We start from the raw sequence: 13,792 nt of genomic DNA on the forward strand, positions 1-13,792 counted from the left end.
CCCAGGATCGAGTGCATGAACATCCTGTGGGTCTACGCCCATCCAGAAGCCCGCTCACTGAACGGCTCTCTGCGAGACGCAGCACTGAAGCGACTCCGCGCCGACGGCCATACCGTCGAGCAGTCGGATCTGTATGCGATGCAGTGGAATCCGGTGGTCACCGCTGAGGACTACGCCCACGATCCGACCGAGCGATTCCAGGTGGCGACCGCATCCAGCACAGCCCTCGCAGCCGGCACCCTCGCCCCGGAGATCGTCGCCGAGCAACAGAAGCTGCTGCGCGCCGACGCCGTTGTACTGCAGTTTCCGCTGTGGTGGTTCTCGATGCCCGCGATCATAAAGGGCTGGGTGGATCGCGTGTTCGTCGAGGGATTCGGATACGGCATCAGGACATCCGACGGCAGCACCCGGCGCTACGGCGACGGAATGCTCGCCGGAAAGCGTGCGATGGTCGTGGTCAGCATGGGCGGCAGCGAACACACCGTCTCCCCACGCGGCATCAACGGCGACCTGGACGAGATGCTGTACCCGATTCAGCACGGCATCCTGTTCTATACCGGCATGTCCGTCTTGCCTCCGATGCTCGTGGCGAGCGCCGACCGGATGGCCGAGTCCGATTACGCCGCAGCGGAATCGGAACTCCTCCAGCGAGTGAAGAGTCTGCACACCGAGGAGCCCATCCCCTACCGCACCCAGAACGGCGGCGACTACGACCGGCGATTCGTGCTGCGCGCCGAAGTCCAGGCCGGGGTCACCGGCATCCGAGTACACACCATCAGTTGATCAACCGAGAATGCGAGCGAGAAACGCACCGATGTTGTCTTCGACTGCAGCGGTGCGGGTCCCGACATCGAAGTCTTCCTTGAACTGCCGACCCAACGCCGGGGTCTTCTTCTTTCGCGCATAGAGCGAGCACGCGAGGTCCGAGCAGATGTAGGTACCCACAGTATTGCCACGCCTGCCGGATTCTCCGGCCTTCGCAGCAGCCATCAGCGAGACCCCGCCGTTGGCATGTGTGGTGAGGCAGATGCTGCACATCTGCGCCGTGCGCGGCCCTCCGGGCTTGTAGCGCAACGCGATTCCGCGCGGAGCGTCCCCGGAAGGCACGACGATGTAGCTTCTTCCGGCGAGCTTGGGATCCACCCAACCGAAGAAGTCGAGATCGTCCCACGGTACTGCGTCGAAAGCCTCGGGAAGGGTGACCCGCTTGGCGTCGCCCTTGGACGAATTGACGAACGACGACCTGATGTCGCGTTCGGAGATGGGTTCCATGTCACTGCCTCCAGTGCTGTAAGAGTGTGTCGATTCCGTCGAGGATGCGTGCCCAGGACTGCTGCGAGTCGGGTGCACTGTGAGCGAACGAGCCCGACGCGTCCAGGCTGGCATAGCCGTGAAAGACACTGCCGAGCAATCGAACTGCGTGGACCTGATCCTCTTCGCCCAGGTCGTACCCCCGGAGGATCGCCTTCATCATCGCCGAATGACGCACTCCCGCACTCGCAAGAGCGGTCTCGTGATCGAGCGGAAACTGCGTCGCCGCATAGCGACCGGGATGCTCACGCGAATAGTCGAGATATGCGTTCGCGACGGCAACCAACGCGTCCTTGCCTGCCCGGCCCGCGAGAGCCTCCGACACCCGGTCGGCGAGTTCCTCCAACGCCAGCAGCGCGATGCCGACGTTCAACTCGTGTGAGTTCTTCAGGTGCGAATACAGGCTCGCCACCTTGACGTCGAAGCGTCGCGCCAACTCGCTGGCAGTGACGCGATCGAAGCCGACCTCGTCGGCCAGATCCGCTCCTGCTGCCACGATGCGCTGCGCGGTCAATCCTGCGCGTGCCATGCCGGCCACCTCCTCTGTTCGAGAAGACCGTAGCCGAAACTAATACCTATAGGCAAATAGCTAAACCAATCAGCGACCCTGCCACGCCTCCCACAACTGTGCGTACCGTCCACCGGCCGCGACCAGCTCGTCGTGCGGACCCTGCTCCAGGATTTTTCCGTGTTCGAGCACCACTACGCGGTCGGCCGCAGCGGCCTGAGTCAGGCGATGCGCGACGATCAACGTACTGCGACCCTTCGTCGCGGCTTCGGCGGCAGCTTCGAGTTCTCGCGCACCGGAACTGCCCGCTTCCGCGGTGGCCTCGTCCAACACCGCGACGGCCGGGTCGGCGAGAACCAGTCGCGCCAAGGCCAATTGCTGCGATTGTGCCGCGGTCAACTGGTGCCCGCCCTCACCGACGGCGGTATCGAGTCCGTCTTCGAGCGCCTCGACCCACCCCCACGCGCCGACGGTCCGCAACGCGGCTTCGACGTCGGCGCGTTCGGCGTCCGGCGCAGCCAACCGCACGTCGTCGATCAACCGGCCGGCGAAGACATGCACTTCCTGACTGACGATTGCGATGTGTCGGCGCAAGCCCTCACTGCCCAGCGCGTCCAGCGTTGCGCCGCCGACGCGAACCGACCCGGACGTCGACGCGATCGAACCGGCCGCGATGGCCGCGATCGTCGATTTGCCGGCACCGGTGGACCCCACGAGCGCCACCGTCTCACCCGCAGCGACGCGCAGGTTCACTCCATGCAACACATCGTGACCCTCCTCGTACGCGTGCCGTAGATCGGTGACGTCCAGGGTGGCGTCGGCGGGCACGGAACCGTTGCCCACGGGTCGTTCGTCGGGAATGTCGACGACGCCGACCAGGCGGGCCAACGACGCACCGGCAGACTGGATATCGTCGAACGTGAACAGCAACGTACCGATCGGATTGAACAGGCGGTGGAACAGCAAGGCCGCGGCCGTCGTCTCACCGACGGTGACGTAATCGCCTCGTACGAGCAAGAACCCGGCCAGCAGGATCACCGACAGCCCTACGCATTCGGCACGGTTGCTGCGCGAGCCGAAGCGGGTGAAGAGTCGAAAGACCTCGAGGCCGATGTCTCGGGCCTTGGCCGACGACCGGTCGATGTCGCTCAGATGGGCCGACTCGAGTCCGTACGCGCGCACCGTCTTTGCGCCCTGCATGCTGCTGACGAACGACTGCGCACGCTCGCCCATCGCGACGCGTTCGGCCGCATACAGCGGAGCCGACCGCGGCAGATACCACCGCAGCGCCAGCACGTACATCGGCAGTGCCACCAGTCCGGCGAGGCCGAGACGCCAGTCGATTCCCAGCATTGTGATCATGCTCAGGCACACGAGCAGGAATGCTCCGACGAGCTGCGGGATCACTTCACCGATCGACTTCGCCATCACTGCGACGTCGTCGCCAACCCGAGAGAGCAAGTCGCCCTTGCCTACTCGTTCCAACGTCGCCACCGGCAGATGCAGAGCGCGACGGACGACGGCTTCGCGCAGCGAGGCCAGGATTCCCTCGCCGAGTGTGCTGATCAGATAGCCGCTGAATCCGGTGACGATTCCGCCGATCACCGCAGCTACCGAGATCACCACGACGACGCCGATGATCGTCGAGGTGTCGGCTCCGTCCCGGACACGGTCGACCAGCACACCGAGCACGTACACCGGCACCAGCGACATCCCTGCGGCAATCGCGCCGAGGAGCAGCGTCACCGCCGTTCGCGCCTTGCGCAGTCGCAGCTGTTCCAGCAGCCACTTCCCGGACCGTGCCCCGGTCGCGATCGGAAGTAGTTCGGGGGTCGTCATCGCAGCACCGTGTCCTTGTACTGCGCGTCCGAGGACGCGAGATCGTGGTGCGTTCCCTCGGCGACGACGCATCCGCCGTCGACGACCAGCACGCGATGGGTCACCGACAACAGCGCAGGGCTGGTGGTGATGAGGATCGTCGTCTGCGCCGTGCTACCTGCGTGCCGCAGCTCGGCGACACCGCGGGCTATGGCGTGTTCGGTGACGGCGTCGACGGCCGTCGTGGGGTCGTGCAGCACCAGCACCGGGGCATCGACCGACAGCGCCCGGGCCAAGGCGACTCGCTGGCGTTGTCCGCCGGACAGGCTCGCTCCGCGGTCGGTGACGGCGTGGTCGAGGCCGGCTTCGTGCAGTTCCACGACGTCAGTGGCCGCGGAGGCCTGCAGTACTCGGTCGAGTTCGGCCTCGGGCCGCTCGCGTCCGGCGGTGACGTTGCTGCGGACGGTGCCGGCGAAGAGGTCGGTCAGGTGCGGCTCGACGAGAACGGTCTCGCGGGCGCGTCGGAGATCGATCTGCCCCGTCGGGATGCCACCGATACGCACCGTTCCGGTGTAATCGGACTCGGAGATCTGGCCGGACAGCAGAGCGGCGATCGCTTCGCCGTCCTGCGGCCGATAGCAGACCACGCCGAGCATCTCGCCCGGCGCAGCCCGGAAGGCGAGGCCGTCGAGCGATCGGAACCGAACGTCGTCGACGGCAAGGTCGGTGCCTATCGGATCCGCGGACTCCGACTGCGGTAGAACGTGTTCCGCGCCGAGCACGAGGGCAAGCCGATCAGCGGATCCGCGCACCATCGCCACCACACCGGGAATCTTCGACAACCCGGTGAGAGGTTCGATGACGAACTGGGACAAGCCGATGACGGTGATCAGCTCGCCGACCGATATACGGCCTTGCAACGCGAACCACCCTGCGGTTCCTGCGATTCCGACGGCCAGTAGCGCGTTGATCGCCGCCGCGAGGCCCTGATAGACGTTGTTGGCGCGGGCCAGCTTCAGCGTTGCCGCCAATGCCGTTCGGCTCGACGTCACGAATCGCTCGGTCGCGGCATTCTCGGCACCGATACCGCGCAGGGGCCGTACTCCGCTGACCAGATCGGTGGCCATCCCCGATACCCCTGCGATCTCGGCCTGCTGCGCGGTGGCCGCACGAGTGAGCAGTGGAGCGAGGCGCTGCAGCGCGATCAGGATCACGGGCGTGCCGATCACGACGGCCAGGCCGAGCGGAATATCGATGACCAGCAATGCCACCGCCGACGCCACGACCGCCACGACGGACGCGAAGACTCGCGCGATGAGATCGAGGATCCACGACTCCTTCTCGGCGTCCGACGTCGACACCGTCAGCAGCTCCCCCGCCGACAGCTCGGTCCGCAGTCCGCGGGGATCGAGGACGCGTCCGGCAACCTCGATACGCACCAGGTACGCCTCCCGCTCGATCGCGACGACGATGATGCGAGCACCGATGCGCCACGCGTACGACAGCGTGACGAACAGGGCCGCGAGCCCGATCAGCGAGACGATCATCGCCGTGACGTCGCCGGTGTCGATGGCCCGCGAGACGATGAGACCGATGGCCACCGGGACCATCGTTTCGCACAGTTGATGTACCCCGAACAGCATCGACGAGCCGATCAAGCGAGCGCGATGGCGTCGTACCGTGCGGCGCAGAATCGCGGAGCCGGTGGCTGGAGGAGGGCCCTCCACCACCGTTCGAGCAGGGCGGAGCGGCACAGAATCGGTCATTTGTTGCAGCCTAAGGTATCGGGAACTGGCGATGGGGTGCCACATTTACATAGAGTCGTGGCCAGGAACACCACGTAAGTCCAGCAGAGAGTACGGAGAACACCATGCCTGCCAAGACCTCCACCGACAACGACATCGCCGACGAAGACATCGTCCCACTCGAGTACGAGACGGCCAGCCAGGCTCAGCGCGTCGTCGCCGCCTACGCGACCGATGCCGACGAATGCCGCATGTTGTTGTCGATGCTGGGTATAGACCCCGTAGCGAAGACCGACTGACAGGTTTTCGCAGGGCTGTTTTCCCCAGAGATCTACAAGCGGATTGGACAGTTGTGGCTGACGCCTCGCAGGGTTCGGATTTTGTCGTCGTAGCCAACAGGTTGCCCGTCGATCTGGAAAAGCTTCCGGACGGAAGCACGCGATGGAAGCGAAGCCCCGGCGGGTTGGTCACCGCCCTCGAGCCGATCCTGCGCGCCAACAAGGGTGCCTGGGTGGGATGGGTCGGCGTGTCCGACGTCGACGTCGAGCCGTTCGTCGAGGACGACCTGCAGCTGCGACCGGTCCCGATCAGCGAGAAGGAGTACACCCAGTACTACGAGGGGTTCTCCAACGCCACCCTGTGGCCGCTCTACCACGACGTCATCGTCAAACCGGAGTACGACCGCGACTGGTGGAACGCCTACGTCGAGGTCAATCGCCGCTTTGCCGAAAAGACGTCCGAGGCGGCGGCACAGGGCGCGACGGTCTGGATCCAGGACTACCAGCTCCAGCTCGTCCCGAAGATGCTTCGTATGCTGCGCCCCGATCTGACCATCGGGTTCTTCCTGCACATCCCGTTTCCGCCGATCGAGCTGTTCATGCAGATGCCGTGGCGCACCGAGATCGTCGAAGGACTCCTCGGTGCCGACCTCATCGGGTTCCATCTGTCCGGCGGCGCACAGAACTTCCTCTACCTTGCCCGACGCCTCGCCGGGGGAACCACGTCCCGCGGAACCGTCGGAGTGCGGTCCAAGCTCGGCGTCGTGCAGGTCGGCTTCCGGACCGTGCGTGTCGGGGCCTTCCCCATCTCCATCGACTCGGGCGACCTCGACACCAAGTCTCGCTCCAAGGCCGTCCGTGATCGTGCGAAGCAACTCCGCAAGGACCTGGGAAACCCGAAGCGCATCATGCTCGGCGTCGATCGACTCGATTACACCAAGGGAATCGACGTCCGGCTCAACGCTTTCCGCGAGTTGCTCGAAGAGGGCCGCGTCGACCCCGCCGAGAACGTCATCGTGCAGTTGGCCACGCCCAGCCGGGAACGCGTCGAAAGTTACGTAGCGATGCGCGGCGAGATCGAGCAGCAGGTGGGCCGGATCAACGGCGAATACGGCCAGGTGGGGCATCCGGTGGTGCACTACCTGCACCGACCGATCCCCCGCGACGACCTGCTGGCCTACTTCGTCGCCGCCGACGTCATGCTGGTCACCCCGTTGCGCGACGGCATGAATCTCGTTGCCAAGGAGTATGTGGCCTGCCGCAGCGATCTCGGTGGCGCGTTGGTGCTCAGCGAATTCACCGGTGCGGCAGCCGAACTGCGCCAGGCGTACCTGTGCAATCCACACGACCTGGACAGCGTGAAGGACGCCATCATCGGCGCGCTCGAGCAGGAACCCGAGGCAGGAAAGCGACACATGCGCGCCATGCGCAGGCAGGTTCTCGCCCACGACGTCGACCGCTGGGCCCGCTCCTTCCTGACCGCACTCGCCCAACCTGCGGAAGGCTCGAACCCCACGCAGCGATAAATCGCTTTCCTTCCGACCGTCGACGGCTGTAACTTTGCCGTCGACGGTTTCTTTTCATGTATCGAGTTCATGCGTTTTCACGTGAGGAGGTGGGCATCGTGGCCACCTGGACGACAGCACCCCCGAACCCTCGTTCCTCCTCCCCGAAGGATCTCGCATGTCTCCACTCGACCATTACGGTCTCGATCAGCACTGGCTGACCGAACTCGAAAACCATTCTAGGAACACAATTCTCGCCCGCGTCGTACGCGTCGACCGCGGTGAGTTCGACGCCGTCACCGACAGCGGCATCGTCCGAGGCACCGGCAGCAGTACCTGCACCGGGGATTGGGTGACACTGGCCGAGAACTCGTTCCGGCTGATCGCCATCCTCCCCCGCCGGACGGCCATCGAACGCGCCTCCGCCGGATCCACCTCCGAGACACAGGTTCTCGGAGCCAACGTCGATACCGTCGTGGTCACCGTCGCGTCGGACACGGCCCTCGACCTCGGTCGCGTCGAGCGCTACATCACCCTCGCCTGGGGCAGCGGCGGCGTCCCCGTTCTCGCGATCACCAAGAACGACAGCGGCAGTATCGACGAGGAACGAATACTGGCAGCCGCACCGGGTGTCACCGTGTGCAGCACGAGCGCTGTGTCGAACGGCGGAATCGACTCACTGACAGAACATCTGCGAGGCACGGTTGCACTGATCGGGCCGTCGGGATCCGGAAAGTCGACGCTCGGAAACGCTCTTCTGGGCGGCTCGACTTTCGCCACCGGTGCCACCCGCAGCGCCGACAGCAAGGGCAGGCACACAACGGTGCATCGGGAGTTGGTGCCGATTCCGTCGTCCGGCCTCGTTCTGCTGGATACCCCGGGCCTGCGGTCGGTGGGGATCCAGGGATCGGAAGACGCTGTGGCGAGCGCCTTTTCCGACATCGAAGAGCTGGCCGCACTGTGCCGGTTCGGTGACTGTGCACACGAACACGAGCCCGGATGCGCAGTGCTTGCCGCCGTCGACGCGGGCGAGCTCACCGAACGCAGACTCGGCAACTACCGAAAGCTGCTGCGGGAGAACGCCTGGGCCACCTCGAGGCACGACGTTCGAACTCGCAGCGAGAAGTTGCGCGAGTACAAGCAGATCTCGAAGTCACTACGTCGGAAATACGCAGCCGACGGTAGAGGGAGGTAGGTCAGCCCTCGTCGAACAGTGAGGGACTGTCGGTCTCCGCCTCGGCCTGCCGAGCCGAACCTTCACTGCTCGACGCCTTGCGTACCACCTCGACCGTGGTGGTGCGCACCGACAACCGATGCCCGTCGTGGTGTTCGAGCAACGCCAAACCCTGACGAATCTCGAGCACCTTCCACGGGCCGGCGTGCCCGGACGCCTGAACCAGGTCGCCTGGTGCGATCTCGGAAGCCACTGTTGTTCTCCATTCGGCGAGCGATCGGGTTCGAGCAAGTCTGTGACACACACCCTATCGGGCACGCACATGAGCACACTCACTTGCTCGGTGAACAAATTAGGAGTACTCATGTAATAGTTATAGATATACAAGCATTATCGCGGAGGTGAACGTGGCCGAGTTGACTCGACGACACCGGTATCTCGTGCTCGGCATCTGCTGCCTGAGCCTGTTTCTCGTCAGTACAGACAACACGATCGTCAACGTTGCACTGCCGTCGATGCGCGCCGATCTGAACGCATCGGTATCGGGCCTCCAGTGGATCATCGACGCATACACGCTGGTCGTGGCCTCACTGCTGATGCTCGGCGGCTCGATGGCCGACAAGTTCGGACGCAAACGTTTCTTCCTGATCGGCACCGGAACGTTCGTACTCGGCTCCCTGCTGTGCAGCGTCGCACCGTCGCTCGGCTGGCTCGTCGCCTTCCGCATGCTGCAGGCCGTCGGCGGCTCGATGATGAATCCCGTCGCGATGTCGATCATCACCAATACCTTCACCGACCCGAAAGAGCGTGCCGGGGCCATCGGAATGTGGGGCGCTGTCGTCGGGATCTCGATGTCGGCGGGCCCCGCGCTCGGCGGCATCCTCGTCACCGGAGCCGGCTGGCAATCGATTTTCTGGATCAACGTCCCGGTCGGCATCTTCGCACTGGCGATGACGGTGAAGTTCGTCCCCGAATCCAAAGCCGAGCACGCGAGAAAGTTCGACCCGGCCGGTCAATTCCTCATCTTCGCGTTTCTCGCCTCGCTGGTGTTCACCATCATCGAAGGGCCGGCGAAGGGCTGGGGATCGCCGCTGATCGTGCTCACCGGTGCCATTGCCGTGGGTTCCCTCGTCGGCCTGCTGGTGGTCGAGTCGCGCATCGAGGAACCGCTGATCCAACTGAGGTTCTTCCGCAGCGCACCGTTCAGCGGAGCGACAGTGATCGCCGTGTGCGCGTTCGCTTCCCTGGGCGGATTTCTGTTCCTCAACACCCTGTACCTGCAGGACGTGCGCGGCTACTCCCCGCTGCATGCCGGTCTCTACACTCTGCCGATGGCCCTGATGACGCTGATCTTCGCGCCGATCTCCGGCCGCATCGTCGGCACCCTGGGGGCGCGCATTCCGCTGCTCGTTGCCGGAATCGGATTCGTGGCATCGGCGCTGATGCTCACCCGACTGACTCCGACGACGTCGTTCGCGTGGCTGGCGGTCGCATACGTGATCTTCGGAATGTCCTTCGGCATGGTCAATGCTCCGATCACCAACACCGCGGTGTCCGGAATGCCGCGCAGCCAGGCCGGAGTGGCATCCGCCATCGCGTCGACCAGCAGGCAGGTGGGTCAGTCGCTCGGCGTGGCCGTCGTCGGCTCCATCGTCACCGCGAGCATCGTCGGTGAGATCTCCGACGGTTTCACCGCCGCCGCCGTGCCCGCGTGGTTCGTCATCGCAGGCGCAGGCGTGGTCGTCACCGCGCTCGCCTTGGTCACCACCGGCCGGTGGGCCCGCTCGACCGCCGAGAACATCGGCCGTCCGGTACTCGTATGACCGCCGACGCAGCGCATGTCTGGCGCGAGATGCGCTCACTGATGCTAGAGAAACACGACACCCGACGGGCCGTCGCCGACGCCACCGGCATGAGCTTTCTGCGGGCCAAATTGCTCACCAAATTGCTCGCAGGTGATCGGACGGTGACCGAGCTGGCCGAGATTCTTGCGTCCGATGCGCCGTACGTCTCCCTCAACGTTCGCGAGCTCGAGAAGCGCGAATTGGTGGTGCGCACCGAAGATCCCGACGATCGCCGACGCCGCATCATCGGGCTCACCGATGCCGGCCGTCGCCTTGCCGAGAAAGCCAGAACAATCGCCGACGCCCCGCCGCCGGAATTCACGACGGTATCCGCTGCGGATCTGGCACATCTACGACGGATTCTGCAGCTGCCCTGATCTCGTGGGACAGCGCTTCAGCGGCGGATGGTCTCGGGCGGGGTTCCGCTCTCGACCAGGGCGCGCACGGTCGCCGCTTCCATTCCCGGGGATCCGCACAACAGAATTTGGCTGTCCAGGAATGGCCCCTGGGTGGCGACGACGTCGGCCATACTGCCTTCCCAACAGTGCTCGGGCTCGAAGAACGCGGTGGTGGAACCGATTTCGTCACGGATGCGGTCGTTCCATCGATCCGGAGCCCACGGCTCGTTCAGTTGATCGACGACGGGAACGACGGTCAACCACCGCAATTGCGACGCCATCAACCACAGCATGTCCCCGGCATACAGGTCGCGAGGCGATTTTCCGCCGACGAACAGCGTGACGTTGGGTGGCTGCTCCCAGCGCGTGAGATCGAGCAGAATTGCCCGCAACGGAGCGAGGCCGGTGCCGCCCGCGATCATCACGACGTCGCGACCCGAGTCGTCGACGTGCAGACCGCCTTTCGGATCGCTGATCTGCCACACATCCCCTGGCCGCGTCTCGTTGACGATCGACCCGCTCACCCATCCAGCGGGAACGGCCCGGACGTGAAATTCCAGTTTGCCGTCGAGCGAGGGCGGCAGCGCGGGTGAGTATCGCCGCGTCAGAGCTGAGTTCTGGGGAACTGTCACCGACACCGACTGGCCTGCCGTGAACGGAACCACGTCGCCCTCGAGTCTGATGACCGCGAGGTCGTTCCGAAGGCGGTGATACTGAACGACCGTCGAACTCCACGCCTGCATGCCGACCAGGATAGGGGTCGGGGGCGGGTGTCTCGCAACGCGCGTGAGGTTCGGCACCGCTGCCCCGCTCGACGTCGCAAACGCGCGCGCGTTTGCTGAACGCGCGCGAAATAGTGATCAAATCAGAGACGACAATGCGCGCACCTGACGAATGCGCGCGCGTTTGTGGGGATGTTCGCCCGGAACCCGCCGCTCTTCTCTCGCGGCTCGACTCAACCCCGGTGGGCCAGACCTGCCCGAGTTTCGCCACCGCCGCCCCGCTCGACCTCGCAAACGCGCGCGCGTTTGCTGAACGCGCGCGGAATAGTGAGCGAATCAGGCACGAATCTGCGCGCACCTGACGAATGCGCGCGCGTTTGCGAGGATATGCGAGGCAGAGACCCGCGAAGCGGCTCCGGTGGACTGGCTCGACTCAACCCCGGTGGGCCAGACCGGCGCGAGGTTCGCCACCGCCGCGCGGCTCGCAAACGCAAACGCGCGCGCGTTTGCTGAACGCGCGCGAAATAGCGAGCAAATCAGAGACGACAATGCGCGCACCTGACGAATGCGCGCGCGTTTGTGGGGATGCGCGCCCGGCACCCGCCGCCCTTCTCTCGCGGCTCGCTTCAACCCCGGTGGGCCAGACCGGCGCGAGGTTCGCCACCGCCGCGCGGCTCGCCGGCGCAAACGCGCGCGCGTTTGCTGGATGCGCGCGGAATAGTGACCGAACCGCTGACGAATCTGCGCGCACCTGACGAATGCGCGCGCGTTTGCTGGATGCGCGCGGAATAGTGACCGAACCGCTGACGAATCTGCGCGCACCTGACGAATGCGCGCGCGTTTGCGAGGATCTGAGCCCGCAAAGAGGCGGCGAACCTAGCGCTGGTGCTTCGGCTTCCAGACCACCAGGGCGTTGCGTTGAATCGGCACCAGGTCGCGGCGATAACTTGCGTGCACGGCTGCCAACTCCTGAGCCAGTTCGCTGATTCGCGACTGCAGAGCCTCGACCTGATTGGTGAGCTCGATGATGCGCTTGATGCCGGCGAGGTTGACGCCCTCGTCCTGCGAGAGTCGCTGCACTTCACGGAGCAGTGCGACGTCACGCGGGGAGTAGCGTCGCCCGCCGCCGGTGGTGCGATGCGGGGTGACCAGTCCGAGCCTGTCGTAGGTGCGCAGCGTCTGCGCGTGCATACCGGCCAGCTGTGCCGCGATGGAGATCACGAAAATCTGCGCGTCGGGATCAGCCTGTGCTCCACCGTTTTTCGGGGAACCGCCCTCGGGAGGGACCGACATCACACACCTGCCCACCCGGCCCGCGGGTCGAATCCGCTGGCCTTCTCGGCTTCCAGATAGTTCTTCAGAGCGTCGGTAGCAGCATCGTCCAGTTTCTGCGGGACGGCAACTTTGACGGTCACCATCAGGTCGCCGGTACCGGACTTCTTCGGGATACCGCGTCCACGCACCCGCAGCACTCGGCCGTCGACGGTTCCCGGTGGCACCTTCACTCCGACGCGCCCCTCGAGGGTGGGCACCGACAGCGTGGTGCCGAGCACCAGTTCGCCGTAGCTCACCGGCACGGTCACCGTCAGATCGTCGTTGTTGCGGCCGAACACCTTGTCGGGCTTGACCCGTACGGTCACGAACAGGTCGCCCGACGGCGCTCCGCGCAGACCCGCTTCGCCCTGACCGGCGAGCCGGACCTTCTGTCCGTCACTGATGCCGGCCGGTACCCGCACGGTGATGGTGCGGGTGCGGTTCTGCACTCCGGTTCCACGGCAATCGACGCACGGGTCGTCGATGATGGACCCGCTGCCGCGGCAGTCGTCGCACGGCTCACTGAAGCCGAACGCGCCTTGATTTCTGTTGACGACGCCTTGGCCGTTGCATTTGGGGCACACGCGCGGGCTGGTTCCGGGCTTCGCGCCGCTGCCGTGGCAGGTGGTGCACGAGGACGGGCTGGTCAACTTCAAGGGGACCGTAACGCCCTGTGCCGCTTCACGGAACTGCAGCGAGGTCTCGGTCTCGACGTCGCTTCCGCGTCGGGGCCGGTTGCTCTGCGGGCGCTGTTGCGCGCCACCGCGATTGAACAGGCCACCGAAGAGGTCGCCGATTCCGCCGTCGCCGCCACCCTGACCGAAGATGTCGCCGACGTCGAAGGTCTGGCCGCCACCGCCGAATCCGCCTGCGCCGGGCGAGAATCCACCGCCGCCGCGGCTACCGAACCCGCCCGAGGCGAACAGCCGTCGTGCTTCGTCGTATTCTTTGCGCTTGGCCGGGTCGGCGAGCACGGCGTGCGCCTCGCTGACCGCCTTGAACTTGTTCTCGGCCGAGGCGTTGCCGGGATTGGCATCGGGATGGTTGTCCCGGGCCAACTTTCGGTACGCCTTCTTGATTTCTTCTGCAGTCGCGCTGGAGGAAACGCCCAGCTCCTTGTAGAAGTCCTTCTCGATCCACTCCCGCTGGCTCACCGGGCGTTTCCTCCTCTCGCG

General features: G+C 65.2%; 14 protein-coding genes. 6 read left to right on the forward strand and 8 right to left on the reverse strand.

What is annotated here, in order from left to right; translation table 11 throughout:
• The first annotated feature begins 15 nt into the window (after positions 1-15).
• On the forward strand, positions 16-783 hold the full coding sequence (locus BH93_RS23205; RefSeq protein ID WP_037172822.1) for an NAD(P)H-dependent oxidoreductase: 768 nt from the start codon (positions 16-18) through the stop codon (positions 781-783).
• Here BH93_RS23205 and BH93_RS23210 read toward each other — a convergent pair whose 3' ends face one another.
• The 4 genes from BH93_RS23210 to BH93_RS23225 all read right to left on the reverse strand — a co-directional run bounded on the left by BH93_RS23210 (position 784) and on the right by BH93_RS23225 (position 5,403).
• Positions 784-1,272, reverse strand: a complete 489-nt coding sequence (locus tag BH93_RS23210) for an FBP domain-containing protein (protein WP_037172823.1) — start codon at positions 1,270-1,272, stop codon at positions 784-786. It lies immediately after the preceding gene.
• Position 1,273: 1 nt separating this feature from the next.
• Positions 1,274-1,840 carry a TetR/AcrR family transcriptional regulator gene (locus BH93_RS23215; RefSeq protein WP_037172825.1) on the reverse strand — a complete coding sequence of 189 codons (567 nt, stop codon included), beginning with the start codon at positions 1,838-1,840 and terminating at the stop codon, positions 1,274-1,276.
• A 69-nt stretch (positions 1,841-1,909) separates the two neighbouring features.
• Positions 1,910-3,658, reverse strand: a complete 1,749-nt coding sequence (locus tag BH93_RS23220) for an ABC transporter ATP-binding protein (RefSeq protein WP_037172828.1) — start codon at positions 3,656-3,658, stop codon at positions 1,910-1,912.
• Entirely contained in the window at positions 3,655-5,403 is a 1,749-nt protein-coding gene (locus BH93_RS23225) for an ABC transporter ATP-binding protein (RefSeq protein ID WP_242459043.1), read from the reverse strand. The genes BH93_RS23220 and BH93_RS23225 overlap by 4 nt, the downstream gene beginning before the upstream one ends.
• A gap of 104 nt (positions 5,404-5,507) precedes the next feature.
• On the opposite strand from BH93_RS23225, the gene BH93_RS23230 reads away from it, so the two are divergent.
• The 3 genes from BH93_RS23230 (at position 5,508) to rsgA (ending at position 8,360) form a co-directional block, all read left to right on the forward strand.
• Positions 5,508-5,681, forward strand: a complete 174-nt coding sequence (locus tag BH93_RS23230; protein ID WP_008710019.1) for a hypothetical protein — start codon at positions 5,508-5,510, stop codon at positions 5,679-5,681.
• 53 nt (positions 5,682-5,734) lie between these two features.
• Positions 5,735-7,186: an alpha,alpha-trehalose-phosphate synthase (UDP-forming) gene (locus tag BH93_RS23235; protein WP_032376219.1), complete on the forward strand. Its 1,452-nt coding sequence runs from the start codon at positions 5,735-5,737 to the stop codon at positions 7,184-7,186.
• Between the two features lie 157 nt (positions 7,187-7,343).
• Complete coding sequence (rsgA, locus tag BH93_RS23240; protein ID WP_037172830.1) at positions 7,344-8,360, forward strand: ribosome small subunit-dependent GTPase A; 1,017 nt, start codon at positions 7,344-7,346, stop codon at positions 8,358-8,360.
• 1 nt (position 8,361) lies between these two features.
• On the opposite strand, the gene BH93_RS23245 is transcribed toward rsgA, so the two are convergent.
• Entirely contained in the window at positions 8,362-8,592 is a 231-nt protein-coding gene (locus tag BH93_RS23245; RefSeq protein WP_037172831.1) for a hypothetical protein, read from the reverse strand.
• Positions 8,593-8,746: 154 nt separating this feature from the next.
• On the opposite strand from BH93_RS23245, the gene BH93_RS23250 reads away from it, so the two are divergent.
• Together BH93_RS23250 and BH93_RS23255 are read left to right on the forward strand one after the other, a co-directional pair.
• On the forward strand, positions 8,747-10,162 hold the full coding sequence (locus BH93_RS23250) for a DHA2 family efflux MFS transporter permease subunit (protein WP_037173385.1): 1,416 nt from the start codon (positions 8,747-8,749) through the stop codon (positions 10,160-10,162).
• Positions 10,159-10,560, forward strand: coding sequence for a MarR family winged helix-turn-helix transcriptional regulator (locus tag BH93_RS23255; RefSeq protein WP_037172841.1), 402 nt, complete (start codon positions 10,159-10,161; stop codon positions 10,558-10,560). Before BH93_RS23250 ends, BH93_RS23255 begins: the two co-directional genes overlap by 4 nt.
• Positions 10,561-10,577: 17 nt before the next feature.
• On the opposite strand, the gene BH93_RS23260 is transcribed toward BH93_RS23255, so the two are convergent.
• The 3 genes from BH93_RS23260 to dnaJ form a co-directional block, all read right to left on the reverse strand.
• The gene (locus BH93_RS23260) at positions 10,578-11,324 is read right to left on the reverse strand and encodes an FAD-binding oxidoreductase (RefSeq protein WP_037172844.1); all 747 of its coding nucleotides are present in this window, start codon (positions 11,322-11,324) and stop codon (positions 10,578-10,580) included.
• Between the two features lie 855 nt (positions 11,325-12,179).
• A complete protein-coding gene (locus BH93_RS23265; protein WP_052064967.1) occupies positions 12,180-12,596 on the reverse strand; it encodes a heat shock protein transcriptional repressor HspR in 417 nt (138 codons plus the stop codon).
• Positions 12,596-13,771 (reverse strand): molecular chaperone DnaJ, encoded by a 1,176-nt coding sequence (dnaJ, locus tag BH93_RS23270; RefSeq protein ID WP_032376214.1) that lies wholly within the window; start codon positions 13,769-13,771, stop codon positions 12,596-12,598. The genes BH93_RS23265 and dnaJ overlap by 1 nt, the downstream gene beginning before the upstream one ends.
• Between the last annotated feature and the right edge of the window lie 21 nt (positions 13,772-13,792).

Origin of the sequence: Rhodococcoides fascians A25f (assembly GCF_000760935.2) — a bacterium.
Taxonomy (GTDB): Bacteria; Actinomycetota; Actinomycetes; order Mycobacteriales; family Mycobacteriaceae; genus Rhodococcoides.